This window comes from Mesorhizobium sp. B2-8-5 (assembly GCF_006440675.2).
Classification (GTDB): Bacteria; Pseudomonadota; Alphaproteobacteria; order Rhizobiales; family Rhizobiaceae; genus Mesorhizobium.
Map to the genome: position 1 here is coordinate 940797 of NZ_CP083951.1, position 24817 is coordinate 965613.

At 65.3% G+C, this 24817-nt stretch carries 25 protein-coding genes and 1 tRNA gene; 8 read left to right on the forward strand and 18 right to left on the reverse strand.

Annotated features, from left to right (window positions below):
- Positions 1 to 18 precede the first annotated feature (18 nt).
- From FJ430_RS04460 to FJ430_RS04480, 5 genes are all read right to left on the reverse strand, one after another.
- Positions 19 to 273: a DUF1344 domain-containing protein gene (locus FJ430_RS04460; RefSeq protein WP_140707350.1), complete on the reverse strand. Its 255-nt coding sequence runs from the start codon at positions 271 to 273 to the stop codon at positions 19 to 21.
- Between the two features lie 157 nt (positions 274 to 430).
- Complete coding sequence (locus tag FJ430_RS04465) at positions 431 to 1810, reverse strand: sensor histidine kinase (protein WP_140707348.1); 1380 nt, start codon at positions 1808 to 1810, stop codon at positions 431 to 433.
- Between the two features lie 39 nt (positions 1811 to 1849).
- Positions 1850 to 2527, reverse strand: coding sequence for a winged helix-turn-helix domain-containing protein (locus FJ430_RS04470; RefSeq protein ID WP_042645381.1), 678 nt, complete (start codon positions 2525 to 2527; stop codon positions 1850 to 1852).
- A gap of 197 nt (positions 2528 to 2724) precedes the next feature.
- Entirely contained in the window at positions 2725 to 3510 is a 786-nt protein-coding gene (locus tag FJ430_RS04475) for a hypothetical protein (protein ID WP_140707346.1), read from the reverse strand.
- A 30-nt stretch (positions 3511 to 3540) separates the two neighbouring features.
- Positions 3541 to 3798 carry a hypothetical protein gene (locus FJ430_RS04480; RefSeq protein WP_140707344.1) on the reverse strand — a complete coding sequence of 86 codons (258 nt, stop codon included), beginning with the start codon at positions 3796 to 3798 and terminating at the stop codon, positions 3541 to 3543.
- 207 nt (positions 3799 to 4005) lie between these two features.
- Here FJ430_RS04480 and FJ430_RS04485 point away from each other — a divergent pair, with 207 nt between their 5' ends.
- Complete coding sequence (locus FJ430_RS04485; RefSeq protein ID WP_140707342.1) at positions 4006 to 4638, forward strand: methyltransferase family protein; 633 nt, start codon at positions 4006 to 4008, stop codon at positions 4636 to 4638.
- A 303-nt stretch (positions 4639 to 4941) separates the two neighbouring features.
- Here FJ430_RS04485 and FJ430_RS04490 read toward each other — a convergent pair whose 3' ends face one another.
- The 6 genes from FJ430_RS04490 to FJ430_RS04515 all read right to left on the reverse strand — a co-directional run bounded on the left by FJ430_RS04490 (position 4942) and on the right by FJ430_RS04515 (position 10786).
- The gene (locus tag FJ430_RS04490; RefSeq protein ID WP_140707341.1) at positions 4942 to 5157 is read right to left on the reverse strand and encodes a hypothetical protein; all 216 of its coding nucleotides are present in this window, start codon (positions 5155 to 5157) and stop codon (positions 4942 to 4944) included.
- Entirely contained in the window at positions 5154 to 5909 is a 756-nt protein-coding gene (locus FJ430_RS04495; RefSeq protein WP_140647227.1) for a COG4280 domain-containing protein, read from the reverse strand. The genes FJ430_RS04490 and FJ430_RS04495 overlap by 4 nt, the downstream gene beginning before the upstream one ends.
- Before the next feature lie 25 nt (positions 5910 to 5934).
- Positions 5935 to 6978: an ABC transporter ATP-binding protein gene (locus FJ430_RS04500; RefSeq protein WP_140707339.1), complete on the reverse strand. Its 1044-nt coding sequence runs from the start codon at positions 6976 to 6978 to the stop codon at positions 5935 to 5937.
- A complete protein-coding gene (locus FJ430_RS04505; RefSeq protein ID WP_181175478.1) occupies positions 6975 to 8771 on the reverse strand; it encodes an ABC transporter permease in 1797 nt (598 codons plus the stop codon). Before FJ430_RS04505 ends, FJ430_RS04500 begins: the two co-directional genes overlap by 4 nt.
- Positions 8772 to 8793: 22 nt before the next feature.
- Positions 8794 to 9798, reverse strand: coding sequence for an ABC transporter substrate-binding protein (locus FJ430_RS04510; RefSeq protein ID WP_140707335.1), 1005 nt, complete (start codon positions 9796 to 9798; stop codon positions 8794 to 8796).
- 85 nt (positions 9799 to 9883) lie between these two features.
- Positions 9884 to 10786, reverse strand: a complete 903-nt coding sequence (locus FJ430_RS04515; protein ID WP_140707333.1) for a MurR/RpiR family transcriptional regulator — start codon at positions 10784 to 10786, stop codon at positions 9884 to 9886.
- Between the two features lie 228 nt (positions 10787 to 11014).
- On the opposite strand from FJ430_RS04515, the gene FJ430_RS04520 reads away from it, so the two are divergent.
- From FJ430_RS04520 to FJ430_RS04540, 5 genes are all read left to right on the forward strand, one after another.
- The gene (locus tag FJ430_RS04520) at positions 11015 to 12034 is read left to right on the forward strand and encodes an LLM class flavin-dependent oxidoreductase (protein WP_140707331.1); all 1020 of its coding nucleotides are present in this window, start codon (positions 11015 to 11017) and stop codon (positions 12032 to 12034) included.
- A 175-nt stretch (positions 12035 to 12209) separates the two neighbouring features.
- Entirely contained in the window at positions 12210 to 13175 is a 966-nt protein-coding gene (locus tag FJ430_RS04525) for a sugar ABC transporter substrate-binding protein (protein WP_140707329.1), read from the forward strand.
- Between the two features lie 129 nt (positions 13176 to 13304).
- The gene (locus FJ430_RS04530; protein ID WP_140707327.1) at positions 13305 to 14807 is read left to right on the forward strand and encodes a sugar ABC transporter ATP-binding protein; all 1503 of its coding nucleotides are present in this window, start codon (positions 13305 to 13307) and stop codon (positions 14805 to 14807) included.
- Positions 14804 to 15820, forward strand: a complete 1017-nt coding sequence (locus tag FJ430_RS04535; RefSeq protein WP_140647220.1) for an ABC transporter permease — start codon at positions 14804 to 14806, stop codon at positions 15818 to 15820. The genes FJ430_RS04530 and FJ430_RS04535 overlap by 4 nt, the downstream gene beginning before the upstream one ends.
- Before the next feature lie 12 nt (positions 15821 to 15832).
- Entirely contained in the window at positions 15833 to 16831 is a 999-nt protein-coding gene (locus FJ430_RS04540; protein ID WP_140707325.1) for a LacI family DNA-binding transcriptional regulator, read from the forward strand.
- Between the two features lie 348 nt (positions 16832 to 17179).
- Here the strand turns inward: FJ430_RS04540 and FJ430_RS04545 are convergent, their stop codons facing one another.
- Positions 17180 to 18238 carry an ornithine cyclodeaminase gene (locus FJ430_RS04545; protein ID WP_140707323.1) on the reverse strand — a complete coding sequence of 353 codons (1059 nt, stop codon included), beginning with the start codon at positions 18236 to 18238 and terminating at the stop codon, positions 17180 to 17182.
- A gap of 2 nt (positions 18239 to 18240) precedes the next feature.
- Positions 18241 to 19173 carry an arginase gene (gene rocF / locus FJ430_RS04550; RefSeq protein ID WP_140707321.1) on the reverse strand — a complete coding sequence of 311 codons (933 nt, stop codon included), beginning with the start codon at positions 19171 to 19173 and terminating at the stop codon, positions 18241 to 18243.
- Positions 19174 to 19301: 128 nt separating this feature from the next.
- Between rocF and FJ430_RS04555 the strand changes: the two genes are divergently transcribed.
- Entirely contained in the window at positions 19302 to 19742 is a 441-nt protein-coding gene (locus FJ430_RS04555; protein WP_095769871.1) for an Lrp/AsnC family transcriptional regulator, read from the forward strand.
- A 251-nt stretch (positions 19743 to 19993) separates the two neighbouring features.
- On the opposite strand, the gene FJ430_RS04560 is transcribed toward FJ430_RS04555, so the two are convergent.
- From FJ430_RS04560 to FJ430_RS04580, 5 genes are all read right to left on the reverse strand, one after another.
- Positions 19994 to 20371, reverse strand: coding sequence for a hypothetical protein (locus FJ430_RS04560; protein WP_140707319.1), 378 nt, complete (start codon positions 20369 to 20371; stop codon positions 19994 to 19996).
- Positions 20372 to 20585: 214 nt separating this feature from the next.
- Positions 20586 to 21068: a hypothetical protein gene (locus tag FJ430_RS04565; protein WP_140707317.1), complete on the reverse strand. Its 483-nt coding sequence runs from the start codon at positions 21066 to 21068 to the stop codon at positions 20586 to 20588.
- Positions 21069 to 21479: 411 nt separating this feature from the next.
- A complete protein-coding gene (locus FJ430_RS04570; protein ID WP_140707315.1) occupies positions 21480 to 22613 on the reverse strand; it encodes a glycosyltransferase in 1134 nt (377 codons plus the stop codon).
- Between the two features lie 8 nt (positions 22614 to 22621).
- Positions 22622 to 23599: a hypothetical protein gene (locus FJ430_RS04575; protein ID WP_140707313.1), complete on the reverse strand. Its 978-nt coding sequence runs from the start codon at positions 23597 to 23599 to the stop codon at positions 22622 to 22624.
- 334 nt (positions 23600 to 23933) lie between these two features.
- Positions 23934 to 24008, reverse strand: a tRNA-Gly gene (locus FJ430_RS04580).
- Positions 24009 to 24270: 262 nt separating this feature from the next.
- Here FJ430_RS04580 and FJ430_RS04585 point away from each other — a divergent pair.
- Positions 24271 to 24765: a prolyl-tRNA synthetase associated domain-containing protein gene (locus FJ430_RS04585; protein WP_140707311.1), complete on the forward strand. Its 495-nt coding sequence runs from the start codon at positions 24271 to 24273 to the stop codon at positions 24763 to 24765.
- The last annotated feature ends 52 nt before the right edge of the window (positions 24766 to 24817 follow it).

Genomic DNA, 24817 nt, shown 5'->3' on the forward strand with positions numbered 1-24817 from the left:
CGTGTCGTGCTTGTCGGCTCAGTTGGCCGGTTGGACGGCCGAAACCATGAGCTTGCCGCCCTTGGCGGAATAGATGACGGTGACCTTTTCGCCGACCTTCAGGGTCTCAACCTCGATGTCTTCGGGCAGGGCAAAGGTCTTGCCGTCGCTCAGCGTGAAGGAATCGCCCTTCTTGTCGACGCTGGCGATGGTGCCGCTGGCCGCCTTGGCATAGGCCCCGGTCGCGGAGGCGAGAGCCACGATCGCTGCGACTGCGATGACGGATTTTTTCATCTTCTTTCCTTTCTTCTGTGAGGTTGCTGGCCCGAACCTCGTCGGGCCGCGCTCCCGATCCGGCGGGAACGGCACAAGCCTAGAGACCGGAGTTTTCGTGCGGCTGGCGGAGGCTATACAAATGCGTAAGGCGGCCGGGACGCGGGCTCCGCCTGCCTCAGGCATCTGGAACTCGCACGGCCGGAAGGCTGATTGTCACGCCGAGACCGGGGTTGCGGTCCTCGAGCGTTATTGCCGCGCCATGCAGGTCGGCCACCGCCTTGACCAGGCTCAAGCCCAGGCCGCTGCCCGGCGTCGTGCGGCTCGCATCCAGCCGGTAGAGCCGGCGGAACACCTTTTCGCGCTCCTCGGCGGGGATGCCCGGACCATTGTCGCGGACATGGACGAGGACATGGCTGCCTTCCCTGGTCACCGAGAGCTCGATCGCGGTGCCCGGTGGGCAATGCCTGAGCGCGTTCTCGACCAGATTGGCGAGCATCTGCATCAGCAGGTCGCGGTCACCGTGAATATACCATTTCGTACCCGGAATAATCCCTGTGGACAAGGACTTGCCGTCGTCCTCGGCGACGTCGGCATAGACTTCGCCGATGGTCTCGACGACCGGGCCGACATCAAGGTCGACGAAGCGCGCCTTGCGGGCGCCGGCTTCGATCTGGGCGATGCGAAGCAAGGCGTCGAAGGTGCTGTTGATCTGCTGGCTCTCAGCGCGGGCGTCGGTCAGCTCGGTCGAGACGTCCTCGCCCGACACCGTCTTGTCGGCGGCCGATTCCAGGATCATCTGCAGCCGGTTGAGCGGCGTCTTGAGGTCATGGGCGATGTTGGCGCTCACTTCGCGCATGCCGTCGACCAGCGCCGACAGGCGCTCGAGCGCCGCATTCACCTGGGCCGAGACGGCGTCGATGTCGTCGCCGCTGCCGATCAGCGGAATGCGCGCATCGAGGCGACCATGCGAGACATCGACCATGGTGCTGGCGATGCCGTCGAGGCGCCGCTGGACGCGCGAGGCAAGCACGGCGCCGCCGACGATCGCCAGGACGGTGATGAAAAGCGTGGCCCAGCCGAAGCTCATCAGCACGATCCTTTCCAGATCCTCGGTTTCCGAAAGCGAGAAGGCGACCGTCAAATTGTTGTCGCCGACCCTGCCCGAATAGGCCCGATACTCGGTGTCGGGCGGCACACCCGGCAGATTGGCGGCGAACATGGAAAAGCCATCCGGCAGCGCGGAGGCGGCGAAATCGCCGGCGAGGCGGTTGCCGTTCCGATCGGTGAGGGAAAAGATCTCGTCCTTGTCCTGGCTGAACTGGGCATGGTCCCTGACCGTGGAGACGAGATCCTCCTCGTCGCTCTCGGCATAGGTGGCGGCGATCAGCGCATAGGTCTCCTTGATCGATTGATCGAGCTGCCTGGCGAGCGAGGCGCTCATCAGTTGATAGACGATCGCGCCGGACAGGATGAAGGCCAGCAGGAACAGGAAGGCAAAGGTCAGCGCCAGCCTGAACGGCGTGCTGCGCAGCAGGCTGGAGCGTGTCTCGCTCATGCGATGGCGAGCGCGGTTGGCCACCCTGTGGACGCAAGATCAGGCCGGAACATGCAGGCTGTAGCCGGTGTTGCGCACGGTGTGGATCAGCGGCACGTCGAAGGGCCTGTCGACCTTGGCCCGCAGCCGGCTGATATGCGTCTCGACGACGCTGGTCTTGGGGTCGAAATGAAAATCCCAGACGCGCTCCAGGAGCATGGTGCGGGTGATGACGCGGCCCTCGCCGCGCATCAGCACCTCGAGCAGGCTGAATTCGCGGGGCTGCAGGTCGATCGGCTGGCCCTGCCTGGTCACGCGGCGCAGGATCAGGTCCATTTCGAGGTCGGCGACGCGCAGCGCCGTCTTCTGCTCCTGCGCCGCCGGCCGGCGGCCGAGCGCATGGATGCGGGCGAGCAGCTCGGAAAAGGCGAAGGGCTTGACCAGATAGTCGTCGCCACCCGCTTCGAGGCCCTCGACGCGGTCGTCGACGCCGCCGATGGAGGTCAGGAAAATGGCCGGCGTGCGGATGCCGGCGGCGCGCACCGCCTTGATCATCGACAGGCCGTCGAGGCCGGGAACCATGCGGTCGGCGACGATCACGTCATAGGCGTTGCGGGTCGCGGCGAAGAGGCCGTCATGGCCGTCGCGCAGCAGATCGCAGACATGGCCGGCCTCGGTCAGTCCCCTGACGATGTAGTCGGCGGTTCTCGGATCGTCTTCAACAAGCAGAAGTCGCATCGCCCCGTGCTGTCCTTGCCGCCTCAACCTCACCGGCATGGTAGCGCCGGCTGCGGCTTTTTCTTGGCCGGTGTATCTCTTCGTTTGACGCGGTTCCTGACGGAAATCCCGCGCCACCCGTTGCTGGAATTGCTCTAACCATCTGTTTTTAAGCGCTGCCGGAGCGAAGGCCGCAACACATTTTTGCGAGAAGCGTTTTAGTCGAGGAGGGCCTGTTCGTCTTCGTCGATCAGGTTCCTCAGCGTCATATAGAGAACGATGACCACGATGCAGCCGAGAAAGGTCAGGCTGGTGGCGGTGGTGCCGAAGCCCATGCCGCCATACTCGACCGGTTGCGACAGCAGGTCGCCGAAGGAGGCGCCGAACGGCCGGGTCAGGATATAGGCGAGCCAGAAGGCGAGGATAGAGTTCAGGCCGAGGAAGAACCAGGCGAGCGCGATCGCCGCGATCACGCCGCCGAAGATCACGCCGGTGGTGAGATAACCCATGTCGAAACGCTCGGCGACCAGATCGCCGGCGGCCGTGCCGAGCGAGAAGGTGAACAGGATCGCCAGCCAATAGAAGATCTCGCGCCTGGTGGTGAAGATGGTGTGGATCGAGAGCGTCTTTTCGCTGGTGTACCAGGCCGCGAAAGTCAGCGCGAGGGCGACCGAGAAGACGATCGTCGTCGTCTCCAGCCGCACGCCAAAATTGTCGACGAGGTTGTCGGTGACCAAGGTGCCGACGACGCTGATCAGCACGACCGCGAGCCAATAGGCCCAGGGCACGTAGCGCTTGCGCGCGAACTGCAGGACAAGCGCGACCACCAGGATGCCGCTCATGATCAAGGATGTGACGGTAAGGCCGAGGCCGAGATTGACGGCCAGGTAGTCGGCCGCCGTCTCGCCCATGGTCACCGCCATGATCTTGATCAGCCAGAAATCGATGGCGACGTCCGGGACGCGGTTCAATTCGGACTCGTGTGCGTGGCTTGCTACGGTCATGGCGATATCCATTTCCGGTTCCTCCGCCGCTTACTTGCCAAGAATCTTCATGGCCTGGGCGAAGAAGTCGTCGGCGCGCTTGTCGTCGTCGGCGTTGCAACGCTCGATGCCCTTCGTCTCCAGTTCGGAAACCTTGTTCTTGTCGGCATCGTTGGGTGTCGCCTTGGCCTCGGCGGCGCGCAGGTCCTTCAACGCGGTCTCGCAAGGCGTCGGAGCGGCAACGGCCGAAGCCAAGGGAACGATGATCGCGGTAGCGGCAAACGCGAAGGCAAGGGCAAATTTGTTCATGACATTATCCCGAGGTTGATGATCCATTCGCAGCCTGAAATCGCGTTTGGCGGCGATCATCAGCCTAGGCAGGTGAATTCACCGCAGCCTGTCCGCCCGCTTACAAATTCGTAAGGTCGGCCGAAAACCTCCATCGGGCCTCGTCTTCCCGCGGCGGAACAGCTAGAGAAGCCTCGGCGCCCCTGTCGGCGCCGGAGCGTGAGAAGAATGGCCTATACGTCCCTCAAATCGGCGCCGAAGGCGTTCGACCAGCACAAGCGCCTGATCGTCGTGCAGGCGGCCGCCGTGCTTGCCGTCATCCTGCTCCTGTTCAGCAAGCCGGCGCTGGCCGAAGGGTCGGACGGGCACGAAATCGTCGAGACGATCGGGTTCGCGATGGTGCTGATCTGTTTCCTTGGCCGGCTGTGGAGCATCCTCTTCGTCGGCGGCAGGAAGAATGACGAGCTGATCATGTCCGGCCCGTTCTCGATGACCCGCAACCCGCTCTATTTCTTCTCGACCGTCGGCGCTGCCGGCATCGGCCTGATGTTCGGCTCGCTGCTGGCGGCCGTCATGCTCGGGCTGGCGAGCTTCCTCGTCTTCCGCTTCACCGCGCGCAAGGAGGCCGAATACCTCGCCGGCAAGTTCGGTGCGGCTTACGCGGCCTATGCCGACCGCACGCCGCACTTCTGGCCGAATCCGCTGCTTTACCGCGACGAGGCGCAATGGCTGTTTTCGACGCGCGCGCTGCGGAACACGTTCCGCGACGGGCTCTATTTCCTGGCGCTGTTCCCGGTCATCGAGGCGGTCGAGTATTTCCGCCTCAGCGGCGACCTGCCGACGCTTTTCACCGTTTATTAGGTCTCCGGCGCGGATTTGGCCGGCGGCTATGCTTTGCCTTGGCAGGCGGCATGCTTTGAGATTGTCTGAAGCGCCCATCGCGATCGTCATCCTATGGCGGAGCAAGGAGCGAAGCGACGCGCGCAGACCATAGGATCCATGCCATTACTTTGAAGCGTCACAACGGTGCAGAATTCTGCCTCGCTGCATTCCACGGCTGAGGGCACGGCATGGATTCCAGGGTCTCCGCGACGCCGCTTCGCGGCTGCTCCGCCCTGGAATGACGAAGCTGGGAAGCTTCCGCCAATCTCCAGCGTTACGCGATCAGCGCGGCCTGCCGCGCGCGGCGCGGCGCGTGCTCTGCAGAAGAATTGCCAGGCAGCCGGCGAGAAGCAGCCAGCCGCCGGCGAGCGGCGGCAGCCCCAGGAACTTCACCGCGGCGGCGACCAGTGCAATGAGGATCAGCGCCAGCAGCGCCAGGCTGCCGTCGTCGACGAACATGCCGACGAGCTCCTTGAAGACAAGACGGATCATGGTCATCGGGCGACTCCTTCGGCGGGCGTCGGATAGGCGCCGCGCAGCCAGCGCACGATGGCGAAGGATGCGGCGGCAATGATGGCGAAGATGGCGAGCAGAGCGAGGTCGGCGCCTGGCCATTCGGCGCCAAGGCCTTCGCCGGTCCAGAACACGCCGAAGCTGGTCAGCATCAGCCCGACGACGAATTTCAGGGCGTTTTCCGGCACGCGCGCCAAAGGCCGGTGCACGGCGAGGCCGATCAGCATCACCAGCACGAAGGCGGCCAGCGCGCCGAGGCCGGCATAGAGCGTCTGGCCATGCGCGGCGCCGACGGCGATGACGATGAACACCACTTCGACGCCTTCGAGGAGCACCGCCTTGAACGACGCGACGGCCGCCAGATAGTCGGCGCGGCGGTCGTCGGCCTGCCGCTGCAGCGCCGCCGTCTCCTTGGAAAAGGCCTGCTCCTCGTCATGCAGCGCGATGACGCCGACGCTGCGCAGGATCGCCTTCCTCAGCCAACGCATGCCGAACAGGATCAAAAGCACGCCGACCACGAATTGCAGGACGGTGATGGGGACGAGCGCCAGCAGCGGTCCGAACGCCAGCACCAGCGCCGCCAGCACGGCAAGCGCCAGCGCCGCGCCGGTCAGCGCCGGGCGCCAGCTGCGCGTCACGCCGACGGCGAGCACGATCGTGAAGGCTTCGACCACTTCGACGAAGGAGGCCAGGAAAGAGGCCGTCACGGTGGAAAGTATGGGTGTCAGGCCATGCATGCAGGCATCCTATAGTTCGGAATCATCAGTTGGCGAGAACGATACAGCGTTCGGGCGGCAGCGAGAACGCCAGCGAGGAGCCGACCGGCGGCGCTTCCGGCCAGTCGAGGCGGACGCGTTGCGGGCCGAGCTCCACCGCCAGCCGCCAGCAGCGGCCCTGGAAGGCGCTCGACAGCACTTTGCCCTGCAGCCGGTTGCCGGGATGCGCCTCGGCCGGCCGTGCGTCTTCCGGCCGGATCACAAGCATGCCGTCGCCGGATTTCGCCCCGGGCGTGCGCAGGCTGTCGGTGGCGGCGCCCCGCACGCTGAACAGCCCGTCGCGCACGGTGCCGGGCACCACCGAAAAGCCGCCGATGAAACCGGCGACGAAGGAATTGGCCGGTTTCTCGTAGATCGCCCGAGGCGTGTCGAACTGGGCGATGCGGCCGTCGCGCATCACCGCGATGCGATCCGAAACGGCCATGGCTTCGGCCTGGTCATGCGTCACATAGATTACGGTGGCCGCCTCGCGCCGCACCAGCTCCATCATCTCGATGCGCATGTCCTCGCGAAGCGCTGCGTCGAGATTGCTGAGCGGCTCGTCGAACAGCATCAGCGCCGGCCGCGCCGCAAGGCAGCGCGCGATGGCGACGCGCTGCTGCTGTCCGCCCGACAGTTCCGAGGGGTAGCGATCGCGATAGGGTGCGAGCCGCGCGACCTCCAGCGCATGGCCGACGCGGACGGCGATCTCCGGTTCGGCGAGCCGCTGCGCGCGCAGCCCGAACGACAGGTTGCCCGCCACCGTCATATGCGGCCACAGCGCGTAGTCCTGGAACACCATGCCGATCCTGCGCTTTTCAGCGGGCAGGACGGATCGTTCGCTCCAGACGACACGGTCGCCGAGCGCGATCGTGCCGCTGTCGGGGTCGACCAGCCCGGCAATGCTGCGCAGCAGCGTGGTCTTGCCGGAACCGCTCGGGCCGAGCAGCGAGACCACCTCGCCGGCCCTGATGGCGAGGTCGAGGTTGCTGAGCACGGCGCGCCCGCCGAGCGACTTCGAGATGCCGGCGCAATGGAGCGAAGCGGTCATGCCGGCTCTCCCGACGCGGCCGGAGTGCCTTGCGGCCGGCCAAATGCAATGAAGCGCTTGAGCGGATACCAGATCAACGCCGCGCCGCCGCCGGCGGCGGCCATGGCGGCGAGCGCGATGGCGCAGGCCAGCCCGTCGCGGTCATGGCTGAACAATTTCAGGATGAGCGTCGGGGCCGGCGGACCGCTTTGCGGGATCAGCATCTGCGACATCGGCAATTCGAACACAGTGCGGATGAAGGTAAGCAGGAAGGCCGTGACGACGCTGAGCAGGATCAGCGGCAAGGTCACCGAGATGAGACGCCGGACCGCGCCGACGCCGGAGATCCGCGCGGCGTCGGTCAGGCTCGGCGCCAATTGGCCGACGGCCGAGAGGATGACGACCAGGCAATAGGGCAGCGCCGCCGCGACATAGCCCATGACCAGCAGCGAGCCGTCGCCGTAATGCGGGAACGGCCAGTTGCGGAAACCGGGCAGGCGGTTCCAGACCAGGATGTAGCCGAAGCCGAGCACGATGCCGGGGATCGCGACCGCGCCGAGCGACAGGCCAAGCACCGCGGTGCGCATGACCGGGCTCGAACGATCGAGCTGGGCCGAAAGCAGCAAGGCCAGCGTGCTGGCGATGACCGCCGCAAAGCCGGCGTAAAAGAGGCTGCGCATGAGCCCTTCATTGGCCGCCGTGTGCAGGCTAAGCGCCGCGCCGAGGTTGGCGAGGGTGAAATTGTCCGGCGCCAGACCGTTGCCAAGCGTGCTGGTGAGCGCCCGCACCGCGATGGCGCCGAGCGGCAATATGAGCGCGAGGAAGGCGACCAGCAGTGCCATCGCAAAAGCGAGCCAGCGCCAGGCGCCGAGCCGATAGCGCCGGGCCGGCCTGGCTCGTCCGGAAATCAGCCGCGGATCGGCGCGGCGGCGCAGCAGCCTGTCGGCCACGACGACGAGCAGAACCAGCGCCAGCAGCACCAGCGCCTGCGCGCCGGCGGCCGGGAAGTCGACGGGATAGTCGCTCGCGGCGGCATAGATGCCATAGGTCAGCACACCGAAGCTCGACATCCTGGCAATCGTCGAGGCCAGGCCGAAATCGGAGAGCACTTCGGCGAAGGTGGCGATGAAGCTCAGCACAATCGCCGGCGCCAGCAAGGGGCCGTTGACGCGCAGCCAAATCCTGAGCGGCCCGGCGCCCGACAGGCGCGCCGCGTCCTCCAGCTCGCTGCCGAGCCCCGCCAGCGCGCTGCCGATGATGAAAGCCGCGAGCGGGAAGAGGCTCAGCGTGTGCACGAAGACCAGGCCGGCCAGCCCGAAGAAGGAAGCGCCGAGCCAAGGCGGCAAAAGGCCAAGCTGCGCCAGGTAGCCGCCGGAGGACATCAAAAGCACCCAGGCCAGCGCCTTCAGATAGGACGGCGTCAGGAACACCAGCCAGGGCACCAGCGAAAGCGGGCCGCGCAGCGGGATGTCGCAACGCTGCACCAGCACGGCGAAGGCGCCGCCGAGCATGGTCGTCGTCAGGGCCGCAAGCAAGCCGAGCTCCAGCGAATGCAGGATCGAGCCGGCGACATAGGGTGAGGAGAAGACGCGCGCGAGCGGCTCGGCGCTGAAGAGGCCTTGCGCGCCGTCGACCGCGAACAGCCCAGGCACCACGGCCTGCAGCAGCACGAGCGCCAGCGGCAGGCCGATCAACAGAGCGAAGACGGCATAGACCGCCAGCGGCCCGCCAAGGCGCGCCAGCGCGGGCAGGCGTCCGCGCGCCCACCCGCTCGAGCCGATGCCGCCGGCGGCGGCATCGAATTTCTGCACCATCGTCATTGCCAGGCGAGCGCGGTCACTGGACGAACTTTTCCTTGTACCACTGCTTCCACTCCGTCTCGTGCGCCGAGGCCGTCGCGTCGTCGAGATGGGTGTAGGCGATGCTGGTCTCGCGGCCGGGCTTGGGGTTCACGCCCTTGACGATCGGAATGTAGAAGAAGTCGGTGTCGTCGCCGTTCTGCATCGCGGCCTGGCCATCGGCGCTGGTGACGAATTCGATGAACTTGCGCGCGGCATCCATATGCTGCGTCCTGGCGCTGATGCCGAGGCCCTGCGGCAGCGAGACCGAACCCTCGCTCGGATAGACGGCGACGACAGGCTCGCCGGCGGCGATCTTGGAGAAGATGGCGCTGTCCTGGTTGATGCCGACCGAGGCGTCGCCGGTCAGCACCGCCTTGTTGACCTTGCCGCCGCTGGAGAGCCCCGAGAGCGACTTGTTGGTCAGCGTCTTGGCGAGCAGCTCCTTGCCGGCATCGACGCCGTTGGTCTGGAACAGGCCGGCAAGCCACTGATAGGCCGGGCCGGAGAGGTTCGGGTCCTTGGCGGCGACGCTGCCGGCGAAGCCCTGCAGGTCGGCCCAGGATTTCGGCATCTTGTCGGCCTTGACCTTCTTGGTGTTGACCTCGATCGCGGTGGTGCTGGTGCCGGTCGGCAGGAAGGCGTGGCTCTGCGGGATCAGCGACTTGCCGAGATCGGTCCAGGCGATCTTGTCGAATTCATCGGTCGGCACCGGCTGCAGCACGTGGTCGGCCGCCATGCGCTCCATCACGGCGGAGCCGTCGAGCCAGACGATGTCGAATTGCGGGTTATTGCCTTCAGCTGCGATCTTGCCCAGCGTTTCGCCGGTGCTGCCGGGCTCGACGATGTCGACGGTCAGCCCGGTCTTGGCCTGGAAGGCCTTGGCGACCGGGCCGGCAAAGTCGAGCGCGTCATAGAGCACCAGATCCGCGGCGCAGGCCGGCGCGGCGATGGATAGAACCGTCAAACTCAACGCAAGTCCAAGCGTTGTCTTTATAGTCATCTCGCTCTCCTGTTGTTTCGAGAAGGCAAAGTAATGCCAATTGTATATTATACCTCTTTGGCTGACATTTTTATGTCAGTGGCATTTACTTCTTGCGCGTCCCGCGTTTTATCCATGCCTTGTCGATCGCGCCGCGCAGGCCGCTCAACCGGTCCAGGCTGTCGAACGCGGTCTCGCCGGCCTTGGCGGCCAGGGCGATGATCATTGCCTCGATGAGCACCATGGTGCCGCCATGGGTGGCGAGGTGGTCGGCCTTGCCGCGGGGGACCGGCAGCGTCGCAGCCACCTTGTCGGAGACGAGCGGCCCCAGATTGTCGCTGATCAGCACCACCGGCACGTCATGCAGGCCGGCCTGCTCGAGGACGATCTCGACCTCGCGGTAAAGCGGTGCGTAGGCCATCATCAACACGGCATCGCCGCTTTCCAGCCACAGAAGGCGGTCGGCAAGCGCTACGCCCGACACAGAAAGCGCGCTGCTCGGCAGGCCGATCCTGTTGAATTGCAGGGCCGCGTATTCGGCCATGGCGCCCGAGGGGCCGATGCCGAAGATGTGGCGGCGACGGGCGGCGGCCAGGAGATCGACGGCGTTGGCGAAGGCCGCTTCCATCTCCGGCCGCTTCAGCGCCTCGAGCGCGCTTTCATGGAGGCCGACGACATGGCGCAGCGCCGCGGCGCTGTCGCCGCCGGTCTCTTGCAAGGTGCGGGCCAGCCGCCTGCCGGGTGAGGCCGTGCCGGTCAGGTCCGCGAGCAGCATCTGGCGCAGCGCCGACAGGCTGTCGAAGCCGAGCGAGCGGGCGGTGCGCACCACGGTTGCGTCGCTGGCGCCGGCAAGGGCGGCGATCTCGGCCGCCGATCCTAGCAGCACCGCCTGCTTCTGGCCGACGAAGAAACGCGCCATGCGCTGCTCGGCTGGCGGCAGGGTTTCGAAGGCTGCCTCGACGCGATCGTCGAAAGCGCTCGGCCTGTCTTCGGAATCGTCGGATGTCATGATGGTCGGCCATTCGCCAAGAGGTTCTGTAGCAATCGCTACGGCACTGACACATCTGTGTGACAACGCCGGTCGTGGATGACGGGACCGATCGGCGCGCTGGAGGGCCTTACCCGTTGACGGTCTGTATCCGTTCGGTGTCCGTTGTATCGCGCCACTGCCCTGGCTATGTGCTGGAGCAACAGGGAGTTCGAGCGGTCGATGGGCCGCTGCAGCAGGAATGGAACCATGAAGAAGATCGGATTTCTGTCGTTCGGGCATTGGTCGCCCTCGCCGCAATCGGGCACGCGCTCGGGCGCCGACGCGCTGCTGCAGTCGATCGACCTCGCGGTCGCGGCCGAGGAGCTCGGCGCCGACGGCGCCTATTACCGCGTCCACCATTTTGCCCGGCAGCTCGCCTCACCGTTTCCGTTGCTTGCCGCGGCGGGCGCCAAAACCCGGCGTATCGAGCTCGGCACCGCCGTCATTGACATGCGCTACGAGAACCCGCTCTACATGGCCGAGGACGCGGGCGCTGCAGACCTCATCGCCGGCGGGCGTCTGCAGTTGGGCATAAGCCGCGGCTCGCCCGAGCAGGTGATCGATGGCTGGCGCCATTTCGGCTACGTGCCCGAAGACGGCAAGAGCGACGCCGACATGGCGCGCCGGCATTCGGAGATCTTCCTCGACCTGTTGCGCGGCGAGGGCTTTGCCCAGCCCAATCCGCGGCCGATGTTCCCCAACCCGCCCGGCCTGCTCAGGCTGGAACCCTTCTCGGCCGGCCTGCGCGACCGCATCTGGTGGGGCGCGGCCACCGACGCCACCGCGGTATGGGCGGCCAAGCTTGGCATGAACCTGCAAAGCTCGACGCTGAAATTCGATGAGAGCGGTGAGCCGCTGCATGTCCAGCAGGCCAAGCAGATAAGAGCCTACCGCGCCGCCTGGAAGGAAGCCGGCCATACAAGGGAGCCGCGCGTCTCGGTCAGCCGCAGCATTTTTGCCCTCGTCAACGACATGGACCGCGCCTATTTCGGCGGCAGCGAGGGCGAGGACCATTTCGGCTATATCGAGCCGGAGAAGCGCGCCGTGTTCGGCCGCACCTATGCCGACGAGCCGGACAAGCTGGTGGAACAGCTCAAGGCGGACGAGGCGATCGCCGAGGCCGACACGCTGCTGCTCACCGTGCCCAACCAGCTCGGCGTCGACTACAACGCCCATGTCATCGAGTCGATCCTGAAGCACGTCTCGCCGGCGCTGGGGTGGCGGTGAGGTCGCGAAAACCGCAAAAGGCGTAATCTCCCCCGCAAGTGGGGAGATCGGCAGCTTCGGCGCCGGCGCTCCTCCCGTCCTTACCCTCGACGTTGACATCTGATAAAATAACAATCTACTTTGTCGCGTAATCGGTTACGTAACCGATTACGGCTCAATCAAGTGGAGGAGACTAATGAGCAAGATTTCGGACACGCACGGGTTTGGCCCGTTCTCACGCCGCCAGTTCCTGAAGACCAGCGCCTTGGCTGCAGGCGCGCTCGCTCTGCCGCTCGGCCCGGCGCTTGCAGCCGACAAGCCGAAGGTCGGCCTGGTCATGAAGTCGCTGGCCAACGAGTTCTTCAAGCAGATGCAGGCCGGCGCGGAGGACTACGCGGCCAAAAACAAGGACAAGTTCGATTTCGCCGCCGTCGGCATGAAGGACGAGCGCGACTTCGCCGCCCAGGTCGACGCGATCGAGAACTTCATCACCCAGAACTACAACATCATCGTCGTGGCGCCGGCCGATTCGAAGGCCATGGTCACGCCGATCGCCAAGGCGCTGAAGGCCGGCATCAAGGTGATCAACATCGACGTCTCGCTCGACACCGAGGCCAAGAAGAAGGCCGGCATCGACCTCGCCTTCTTCGGGCCGGACAACCGCGCCGGCGCCAAACTCGCCGGCGACGCGCTCGGCAAGGCGCTGGGCAAGGGCGGCAAGGTCGTCATCCTCGAAGGCAATCCCGAGGCCGACAACGCCAAGGAACGCAAGCTCGGCTTCGACGACGCGGTGAAGGAAAACGGCCTCGACCTGCTCGATTCCAAGACCGCGCATTGGGAGACCGAGGAAGCCAACACGCTGATGACCAACTTCCTCACCCAGCATCCGGATATCCAGGGCGTGATGGCGGCCAACGACTCGATGGCGCTCGGCGTCGTCAAGGCGATCGACGCGGCCGGCAAGTCCGGCCAGATCAAGGTCGTCGGCTTCGACAACATCCCGGCCGTCGGCCCGCTGCTGAAGGACGGCAAGATGCTCGCCACCGTCGAGCAGTATGGCGCCCAGATGGCCGCCATGGGCATCGACTACGGCCTGCGCGAGCTTGCCGGCGAGAAATTCTCCGGCTGGGTCAAGACCGACATCAAGCTGATCACCGCCTGAGGCGAGCCGCCGCCGGGACTCCCTCCGGTGTTCTGCTCGTCTCGTCATCGTCGCCGGCCACCTGCCGGCGACGATGACCGCGCGCTCGTACCGCCGTTGCGGTAGAAGAGCGCTGTTCAGGATTGCCGCATGAACGACGTGATTCTTTCCCTTGAAGGGGTCGGAAAGATCTTTCCCGGCGCCGTCGCGCTGAGCGATGTGTCGCTGTCGATCGCGCGTGGCGAGACCCATATCATCCTGGGCGAGAACGGCGCCGGCAAGTCGACGCTGATCAAGCTCCTGGCCGGCATCTACCAGCCGGACTCGGGCAAGATCGCCTTCAATGGCCAGCCCTACCGGCCGAAGACACCGCATGACGCGCAACAGAGCGGCATCCGCGTCGTGCATCAGGAGCTGAACCTCCTGCCCTATCTCAGCATCGCCGAGAATTTGATGCTGGAAAGCCTGCCGCGCCGCGCCTTCGGCATCGTCGACCGCAGGGCGCTCAACAGCCGCGCCGTGGCGCTGCTGAAGGAAGTCGGCCTCGACATCGATCCGCGCACGCGCGTCGAGGCCTTGGGCGTGGCGCAGATGCAGCTGGTCGAGATCGCCAAGGCGCTGAGCTATGACTCGAAGCTCTTGGTGCTCGACGAGCCGACGGCGACGCTGACGCCGCCCGAGATCGAGCGGCTGTTTTCCATCATCAGGCGGCTCAAGGCCAAGGGCGTCACCATCATCTACATCTCGCACCGGCTGCACGAGGTGTTCGAGATCGGCAACCGGGTGACGGTGCTGCGCAATGGCAGGCTGGTCGCGACCCGCGATCTCGAGGGTCTCACCGTGCCCGACCTTGTGCGCATGATGATCGGCCGCGACATCGCCGACGAATACGGTTTCGACGCTTCGATCGTGCCGGGCAAGGTCGCGCTCAGCGTCGCCAATCTGAAGCGCGACGCCGCGACGCCGGACATCTCCTTCGCCGTGCGCCATGGCGAGATCCTCGGCGTCGCCGGCCTGGTGGGCAGCGGCCGCACCGAGGCCATGCGCGCCTTGTTCGGCGCCGATCCCAAGCTCGACGGCGTCGTCGAGATCGACGGCAAGCCGGTGGCGATCGCCGCGCCCAAGGACGCGGTGCGGCACGGCTTGAGCCTGCTCACCGAGGACCGCAAGGGCCAGGGCCTGCTGCTCGACATGGCCGTCGACAAGAACATCACCATCACCGATCTCGCCAAGGTCTCGCGCAACGGGCTGCTCAACCGCCGGGCGGAGAGCGCGGCGGCAAACGATTTGGTCGGGCAGCTGCGCGTCAAGGCAAGCTCGATCGAGCAGGCGGTGCGCAACCTTTCCGGCGGCAACCAGCAGAAGGTGGTTCTGGCCAAATGGCTGTTCCGCGGCACCTCGACGCTGATCCTCGACGAGCCGACGCGCGGCGTCGACATCGGCGCGCGGCGCGAGATCTACCAGCTGCTGTGGATGCTGGCGGCGCAGCAGAAGGGCATCATCATGGTGTCTTCCGACCTGCCCGAGCTGATGGGCATGTGCCACCGCATCGTCGTCTTTTCCAGGAACAGGATCGTCGGCGAAGTGCCGCGATCCGAATTCGACCAGGAGCGCATCCTGTCGCTCGCCTATCAGGAGTATGTGCGACCATGAGCGAGACGTCCGAGATAGCCGTGGCGGCGCCGGTTTCTCCCGCAAGGGCAAAATTCCTGCGCTTCCTCGTGCGCGATGCAGGCGTGTTGCTGGCGCTGGTGCTGATCACGCTGTTCTTCTCGGCGACCGCGCCTTATTTCGCCACCTCCGGCAACGCGCTGAAGATCTTCGTGCAGATCGCCATCAACACGGTGCTGGCTGCCGGCATGACCTTCGTCATCCTGACCGGCGGCATCGATCTTTCGGTCGGCTCGGTGCTGGCGCTGTGCACGGTCGTCGGCGCCACCGTGATGATCGACGAGAGCCTGTCGCCGGCCGTCGCCATCACGCTGGCGCTGCTCGCCTGCATGGCCACGGGCGCGGTGTGCGGCTTCCTCAACGGCTGGATCTCGACGCGCTGGAAGATCCCTTCCTTCATCGTCACGCTCGGCATGCTCAACATGGCCGCGGGCGCTGCCCGCGTCGTCAGCGACAATTCCACCATCACCGGTCTGCCGCAGAGTTTCGTCGATTTCGGCAACCTGATCATCGGCGGCTTCCTGCCGTCGATCTTTCTGGTGGCGGTGCTGGTGATCGCGGCCGGCTGGTTCGTGCTGCGCTTCACCGTCTTCGGCCGCATGATCTTCGCCGTCGGCACCAATGACGAGGCGGTGCGGCTGTCGGGCCACAACCCGGATTTCTACAAGGTCGCCGCCTTCACCATCAGCGGGCTCACCGCCGGCATCGCGGCCATGGTCTATCTTCTGCGCCTCAACATCGGCAGTCCGATCGCCGGCGTCGGCTACGAGCTCAATGCGATCGCCGCCGTCATCATCGGCGGCACCAGCCTCAGCGGCGGCAAGGGCTCGATCATCGGCACGCTGGTCGGCGCCTGTATCCTGCAGGTGCTCTCCACCGGATTGCAGCTGCTCGGCGTCGGCGACAATTTCAAACCCATCGTAATCGGCCTTGTCATCGTGCTCGCGGTCATCCTAGACGCGTACCGGGAGAGGCTGTTGCGGAGGATCCGCTGAGGGGAACGGGCCATGACGACGATCGCCGATGTCGCGCGCCATGCGGGGGTATCCGTCGCTACCGTCTCGCATGTGATGAACCATACCCGCCATGTCGAGCCGGAAACGGCAGAGCGCGTGCGCGCCGCGATCGCGGCGCTGCGCTACAGCCCGAACTCGGTGGCGCGGAGCCTGCGGCGCGGCGAGACCAAGACCATCGGCCTGCTGCTTCCGGACAATTCCAATCCGTTCTTCGCCAGCGTCGCGCGGCAGATCGAGGATGCCGGCTTCGTCTCCGGCTACACGGTGATCCTGTGCAACTCCGACGGCAATGCCGAGAAGGAGGAGCGTTATCTCTCGGTGCTGATGGCCAAGCAGATCGATGGGCTGATCTTCGCCGGCTCGTCCGATCATGCGCGGGTCTTCGCCCGCCTCCTGCCCAGCGTGCCGGCGGTGCTGCTCGACCGCGAGATCCAGTCGGTCAATGTTGATTCCGTGCTGGTCGACCACGACCATGGCGGCTATCTCGCCGGGAAATACCTGGCCGGGCTCGGCCACAGGAAGATCGGCGTCATCGGCGGGCCGCGGGATTCGAGCTCCAGCCCGGCCCGCCTGCGCGGCTTTGTCCGCGCGCTCGAGGAGGCAGGCCTCGAGCTGCCGCCGTCCTCGATCGTCGATTCCGACTATCATTTCGCCGGCGGCCGGCTGGCGATGGAGCAGCTGATGGCGCAGGCGCCCGACATCACGGCGCTGTTTGCCTGCAACGATCTGATGGCGATGGGCGCGCTGACTGTGCTGCGCTCGCGCGGATTGCGGGTTCCCGACGACATGTCGATGGTCGGCTTCGACGACATCCCCTATGCCGTCACCACCTGGCCGCCGCTGACGACGATCGCGCAGCCGGTCGAAAAGATCGGCACGCGGGCGGTGAGCCTGCTGCTGGAGCGGCTCGGCGATCCGGCCGCGCCCTCGCGCCGCGAGGTGCTGGCGCCGGTGCTGGTCGAAAGGGAAAGCTGCGCGGCGCGCCGCTAGGTGCTGGCAATCGCCGACGCTGGCGCTGGCCCGCGCTCCGTCTCGGCGCTGCGCGCCGATCCACCTCCCCCCACTGCTATGCACACCTTCTGTGACTGGCGTGACTGATCAGGCGGAGGCTTGATTGCCAGGTGGTTCCCCCAATCCGTCGCTGCTTCGCAGCGCCACCTTTCCCCCCTCCGGAGGGAAAGGAAGGGAGCGTTGCTGGACGAGCGTTGACGGCAAGAAGCTTGGCGCCTTTCCTCTCCCCCGTCGAACGGGGGAGAGGTGGCTCGGCGAAGCCGAGACGGAGTGGGGGTCGACCAGCGCTACATAAGACGGAGAGGGGGACGCCCTATGCGATTGGCTTCAGGCCGCCGGCTGCATGGCGGCCCGCAACAACATCCCGAACAGGTCGCGCGGCTCGTCGGGGTCGGCGAGCAGGTCGAGCTCCTCGTAGAGGCCGGTGGCCTGGAGCTGGTCGCGGACGTAGCGGAGCGCGGAAAAATCTTCCGTGGCGAAGCCGACGGAATCGAACAGCGTGATCTGCTTGGCCGATTTGCGGCCCTCGGCCTGGCCGGTCATCACTTGCCACAGCTCGGTCACCGGATGATCGGCGTCGAGCTGCTGGATCTCGCCCTCGATGCGGGTCTGCGGCGGGAACTCGACGAAGATGTCGGAGCGCAGCAGGATGTCGCGGTGCAGCTCGGTCTTGCCGGGGCAGTCGCCGCCGACGGCATTGATGTGGACGCCGGAGCCGACCATGTTGTCGGTGAGGATGGTGGCGTACTGCTTGTCGGCGGTTACCGTGGTGATGATGTCGACGCCTTCCACGGCATCCTGTCCTGTCGCGCAGATGGTGATGTCGAAACCCTTGCCGGCGAGGTTGCGGGCGCATTTTTCGGAAGCCGAGCGGTCGATGTCGTAGAGCCGCAGCCGGTCGATGCCGAGCAGCGCCTTGAAGGCGATGGCCTGGAACTCGGACTGGGCGCCGTTGCCGATGATGGCCATGGCTTGGCTGCCCTTCGGCGCCAGGTATTTGGCCGCGACGGCGGAGGTGGCGGCGGTGCGCAGCGCCGTCAGGATGGTCATCTCGGTGAGTAGCATCGGATAGCCGGAGCCGACATCGGCGAGCACGCCGAAGGCGGTGACCGTCTGGCGGCCCTCGCGCATGTTCTTCGGATGGCCGTTGACATATTTGAAGCCGTACATCTTGCCGTCGCTGGTCGGCATCAGCTCGATGACGCCGTCATGGCTGTGCGAGGCGATGCGCGGGGTCTTGTCGAACAGCTCCCAGCGGCGGAAATCCTCCTCGATATAGGCGGCGAGCTCGGTCAGGAAGCGCTCGATGCCGATGGCGAGCACAAGCTTCATCATGCGGTCGACGCTGACGAAGGGGACGATGGCAAGGCGCGAAGGCTGGGTCATGGTCAGAGGCTTCCGGAGTGGCTGCGGGTCGGGCGGTCCATGATGCGGCGGCCCATCAGGCTGGCGGTGAGGTCGACCATCAGGGTCGCGGTGCGGCCGCGCTCGTCGAGGAACGGGTTCAATTCGACCAGGTCGAGGCTCGAAACGAGGCCTGAGTCGGACAGCATCTCCATCACCAGATGCGCCTCGCGGAAGGTGGCGCCGCCGGGCACCGTGGTGCCGACGGCCGGCGCGATCGAAGGGTCGAGGAAATCGACGTCGAGACTGACATGCAGCAAGCCGCTCTCCTTCTCGACACGGGCCAGGAAGGCGCGCAGCAAGGGCGCGATGCCGTGCTCGTCGATGGCGCGCATGTCATGCACGGTGACGCCGGCTTCAGTGAGCGCGCGGCGCTCGGCCGGGTCGACGCTGCGCAGGCCGATGGCGCAGATGCGGGCCGGGTCGACGGCTTGCGGCAGATCCGGGAAATAGCCTTTGAAGCCGGCCTGGCCGCTGGCATAGGCGAGCGGCACCCCGTGCAGATTGCCGCTGGTGGTGGTGTCGAGCGTGTGGAAATCGGGATGCGCGTCGAGCCACAGCACGAAGAGCGGCCGGCCGCGCTCGGCAGCGCGGCGCGCCACGCCGGACACGGTGCCGGCGGAGATCGAATGGTCGCCGCCGAGGAAGATCGGCATGGCGTCCCTGGAAGCGGCGTAGGCGGTCTCGGCGATCGCCGCCGTCCAGGCGGAGATCTCCGGCAGCGCCTTCAGCGCCAGGTTGCCGTGGACCACCGGCCGCGCCGCGGCCTTCTCGACCGCGCCCCAGTCCTCGACCTCGTGGCCGAGCTCGGCCAGCACCGAGACCAGCCCCGCCGTGCGCAGCGCGCTCGGCCCCATTTCGCATCCCATCCTGCCCGCGCCGTCCTGCACCGGCGCGCCGACGATCCTGCAGCGCATTTTTTCTCACCTTGCGATTGATCGAAGGAGTGAACCATCACCCGCTGGCGGTTTGAACAGCGAAAATTGGCATTTCGAGAAGACTAATCTATCATATTGGTCAAATGATTTGATCGAAATGGGAAGCCATGGACGCTCTAGACGAGAAGCTGGTGACGCTGCTGAGGCATGATGCTCGGCGCAGCGTATCCGACCTCGCCATCGATCTCGGCGTGTCACGCGCCACGGTCAGGTCGCGCATGGAACGGCTGGAAAAGTCCGGCGAGATCATCGGCTACACGGTGGTGCTGCGCGCCGACGCGGTCGACCAGAAGATACGCGGCGTGATGACGATCGAGATCGAGGGCCACGCCGCCGACCGCGTCGTCAAGGCGCTCGGCGGCCTCGCCGAGGTTTCGACCATTCATACCACCAACGGCCGCTGGGACCTGGTGGTGGAGCTCGGCACCGCCACGCTGACGGATTTCGACGCTGTGCTGCGGCGCATAAGGCTGATCCCCGGCATAACGGGAAGCGAGACAAGCCTGCTCTTGGCGACGCCGAGGACGACGCGGGCGCGGCTGGCGTAGTCGAGGGGCCGGCCGGCCCCTCCACATCACAGATTCGCGAGGGCCGGGACGACCGGCGGCCCAAAGAGCGTTATGCGACGCGTCAGGCGACGGGATTGCGCATGGCGGAGAAAGCGAAGACCGCCAAAGAGCGTAGCCTGGTATGACGGATGCCGGCGCCGTCGCTGCAGCGGCATTCTACGGCAGCGCCGGTGTGAAGCCTGGGAAGGCCCGATCACACCGGCAGCCGCCTTGCGAAGAACGCATGTTCGTCAGCCGTTTGGATAATAGCCGCCGTCCGAGCCGTCGCCCATATAGGTTCCCTGGCCGGTGGCGTCCTGAAGCCGCTGATCCAGCTCATTGATCTGCCCGATCGCCGATCCGCCGCGCTGGATGCTGTCGGCTCGCTGCATCAGCTCGCGGGCCTTGCCTTCAGAGATCTTGCCGAGCTCCCTGGCGTCGCGGATACCTTGCTTGACGCCAAGCAGCTGCTCCGTTGCGGCTCTCGCCTCCGGATCCATCGGCACTGACGCCGTGGTTGTCGTGTCGACCGCGGCTCTATGGTGGCGGTGCACGGCATAGGCGCTGGAAAGCGGCATGGCCGCGAAGATCGAGGCGGCCGCAATGAGTTTTGGGATGAAAGAACGCATGATGACATCTCCCTGCGATGGAAGAAGCGGCAAAACCGCTTTTTCCGAAACGGGCCGTCCTGTCGCGTCGTGTCGCGGTGCTGGCCATTCACCGCCGGCGTTTCTCGGCCCAAAGCAGACATATAGAAGCCGCCCCGGCGTTGAAACGAGGGTGGAACGCAAACGTTATCCGATGTGAACGGGCGTTGAATCGCCAATGCGCGGGCCGGGGTCTTCAGGCGACGCTGGCGAACGGGATCGGCGAACTGGCAGTCTGTCCGCCAAGCCTGGCATTGGCCAGGTCGGCAAGCTGCTCGGCTTCGCCGCGCGTCAAGCCGATCAGCGGCCGGCCGACCATCTCCGCCGGGATGTCGAAAGCCAGATCACACACAAGCCAGTCGTCGCACGGATCCCGCATCGCTGCGAACCGCATTGACGCTCCTTGTTTCAGCGTAGCTAAAGCGGGCTCGGTGTTCACAGAATAGCTGACCGGCCTAAGTCTTTGTTTGGCCCACGTGGTTGCCCCGGAACCGCAGCGCGCTCCCACAACACGCATGGAAGTTGAAACAGAGTCCGATTGTTCCAGCGCAGGCCAGTAAAGTATCGATAAAAGGCTGGAATATCGGGAAAGTACCGCCGGCCGCGGTGTCGAGAGGAGTTCATTCGCCTGGCTGGCGAACTCCTCCGCTTGCTCGCGCGTGAGACCGAGCAGCACCATGTCCGGCATCTGCGCCGGGCAACCGGACCGCAGATCGTACACCATCCATTGGCCGCACGGATCCTGTAAGGCTGTGAACCTCATGGCCGTTTTGTTTAGCTATGCCCCAACGTAACGACTTGCGGGAATGGTTCCCCGCGAGACTGCCCGGCCGGATCAATTCCGGCACTTTCGCTCAACATATAATTGTCGGGCGCCCGGCAAAAGAGGCTCTACAGTCCCTTCGGCATGCGACCCAAGTCTGATGGGTTGCCGATATTTTCGGGGTGGCGAATGCTACTACCCGGGAGAAATATCGCGTGATCCATCTGCTTGATCAATTTTGCGGGAAGTCCGTGACGGAAGGCGCACGGGCGATCGGTTCAGGCGGCGACGTTTTTCGGGCCATGCGCGGCGCCAAGACGCGCCGCCCTATTCATGCCCACGTTTGCGCGAGATGGATTTGATGATTTTTTTGAGACGAGACGGCCATCTCCGCGCGAGCTTCCTTTCCAGATAAGCGATGCGCCCGCGCAGCGCAGGCAAGCTTTCCCTCTCCAGCCACATCGCGTCAACCTCGCTTGCCAGGCGTTCGAGATAGGGCGCGAACGGACCCACTGCCGGCTCGGGCACACCGGATTCCAGCGCTTTTCGATAAAGGCCTTCCAGCCCGTCGACCGCAATCTGGAGGGTTCGTTCGCGCCGCACCTTTGCCGTCACCTGGGCCGCGTCCTCCGGCGAATAGAGAGCGAGCTCCCGGCGCAGCCATGCCTCGTTGATCGGCGTCGCGCCGCTGTAGTAGCGGGGTCCGAAATTCAAGGAGGAGCCGCGGTCGAAGTTCTCCACTGTCACCAGTCCACCGGCCTGGGTCGGCGCCAGCGTCATCACCGCGCAACCGGTCGCCATTGCTTCCAGCGCGGATTTGCCGCTTGCGAAGACGAGATCATATTGCTGCAGCAGCATCTCCGGCCGGGGTTGGCTGTTGCCATAGGCCGCGCCGATCTTGTCGAGTTGGAGACCGAGCGCGGCACAACCGGATTCCAGTTGCGAAAGCTCGATCGCGGGCAGGCCACTGCTCTGGAAGAGCAGCGCCCGGCGCATCTCCCGAGGCGGCGCGCGCAGCTCGGAGAAGCGCGTCGTGTTGACAAAGTTCGGCACGCAGGAAACACGCCCGGGATCGAGATCGAACTCGGCGATGGCGCGTCGCACCATCCATTCGCACATCATCACGTAGCTGTGGATGCGCTGGTGCATGGGCGGCTGCTCCACCCATGGTATGGCGCCGTGACAATAGTAGACGGCAGGCGTTGTTTCGAAGCGCGCCATGGCCGCCATGGCCGGCAGATGATGGTGGGCGTGGATCAGGTCCGGGGTCCACGGCACGTCGTCCAGGCGCGATACCACACGCACGCCGCTTGGCCAGAGCAGTTTGGCGACACCGCCGAGACGAGGACTGAAAACCGTGATTTCGTGACCGCGCTCGGCCATTTCGCGGGCGACCTCGACGGTGACCATCTCCGATCCGTGGAAGTCGACAAGCGCGCGTTGGGTCATCAGGAGCCGCATGCCGGCCCCTATAAGCGGCACGGAGGCACGGCGACGATAAGGCCGGCCCTTGCGGCGTCGTTGAGATAGCCGATCCCGAAGGGCAGGACCGGACCGTCGCCCCTGTCGCCATAGGCCGCGGCCAGCTCCGACTGATCATACTTCGCGAACATCGGAATATCGGCGACAAAGCGTCCATGCAGCTCGATATGCCATCCCCAGTCGCGCAACAGGCGGTAGGGGACGCCGCTTGGATCCTGCACCAGGACATCGGTCCGTTCCCGCAGAAGACCGCGAAGCCGCTCGAAGGGCGGTTCGTGCAGGAGATAGCTCGCGCTCTTGACAAAGGTCGCCAAGCGGCGCGTGGCCCCGAGGTGACGGCTGAGCGGACTCTCGCGCGCCCAGTGTTCGTCGCGAAGGTCCTGCTGGAAATAGGTGAGGCGGATTGGCGCCGCCCGGTCACCGAACAGGATATGGATCCCCGTGCCGTCGACGGGATCGATCCGGTGCAGCGGCAGCCCGGCATGGGCGATCTGCGCGATCAGGAGCGGCAGGACGCCCCCTATGCTGCTGCCCGTCAGCTGCGATCGCAGGTCCTTGGTGACGAAATAGGAGCAGTCGAGATAGTGCCGCAAGATGTCCACCATGTCGGCCAACGCGAAGTCGTCCGGTCTTTCCGCGAGCGGCCAGGGACCGCATGGTTCGGCGCCAACCAGGATATATTCCCGAGCTTGCGGGAAAAGGTGAAGGGGGAACAGCAGGTCCGGGCCGCCGAAAGGATAGAAAATGGTCTCGACCACGGTCCGGTGCGCCGCAAGGTTATCCTGCGCCCAGTGCCCCACCGGCTCGGCAAAACGGCGCTTGAAACGTGTGAACAAGCCCTGAATCGCTTCGGCAGGCCCGGATCCAGAGGGAGCCCGAACAAAACCCTGCAATAGAGGCGAGAGCGCCTCCGCCAGCCCGTTGCGGGCCTCCAAATCGGCCTGTGAGCGATCAGGCTGGTACACGCGGCACCTGCGCAGCGCACGCCCCCGTGGTGACCGGATCGACAATCGCGGCGCACCGAGTGATCGTTGATGAGAGAGGGAAGGTCATGGGTATGGAGCCTGTTCAGGCCAGATACTGCGGCAAGCGTGCCTGCGTTACGCGACAAGCGCCCCGCCAAGGCCTGCCTTGCCGTTGTTAGCGTATCTCCGGTGCGAGGGGCAATCGCGAAATGATCCGCGAAAGGCTCCGCCAAGCGGCAGCCATGAGTGTCCAACAGCGTATGTCAGCGGCAAAAATGAAAAGGGCCGGATCGATCCGGCCCTTTTTCATAGCGCTTAACTTCCTTGAGGAAATTGGAGCGGGTGAAGCGATTCGAACGCTCGACCCCAACCTTGGCAAGGTTGTGCTCTACCCCTGAGCTACACCCGCTCGCGCGGCCTTGGGCCGCAAGCCGGGCCTATATGGCCGAAGAGCGCGGCGATTGCAACAGGGAAATGACGGTGTTCTTGGAGCGAATTCCTCACGCGGCGAAGTTCGCTTCGAAATGATCGAAGCGGGGCCAAAACCGGGCCGGTTGCGAGTCCCCGGGCAAAGCCGCCGTTCGCCTTGCCTGGAATCGCTGCGGCAGCCTTGCCCCGAGGGCGCCGTTGGCCGTAAACGGCATGACCCCTTTCTGATTGCGCGAGGACCGATGCCGAAGACCGAAGCCGAGCTCAACGAATTTCTTGCCGATCTCGGCATTGCCGTGACGACGGTGCGGCACCCGCCGCTGTTCACGGTCGCCGATTCGCAAGGCCTGCGCGGCGAGATTCCCGGCGGCCACACCAAGAACCTGTTCCTCAAGGACAAGAAGGACAATTATTTCCTCGTCACCGTCGGCGAGGACGCCGTGGTCGACCTGAAGCAGATCCACCACCTGATCGGCGCCGCCAGCCGGGTGTCCTTCGGCAAGCCGGAAATGCTGATGGAACTGCTCGGCGTCATCCCCGGCGCGGTCACCGTTTTCGGCCTGATCAACGACACGGAAGGGAAGGTCAAGATCGTGCTCGACCAGGCGTTGATGAGCCACGACGTCATCAACGGCCACCCGCTGACCAATGAGGCGACGACCTCGATCGCCGCCGCAGACCTGATCAGATTCGTCGAGGCAACCGGCCACGATCCTGTTATCCTCAAGGTCTCATGACCTTGAAGGCCTTATTACCTTGAAACTCGGGGGCTGATCGCCACATGGAAGG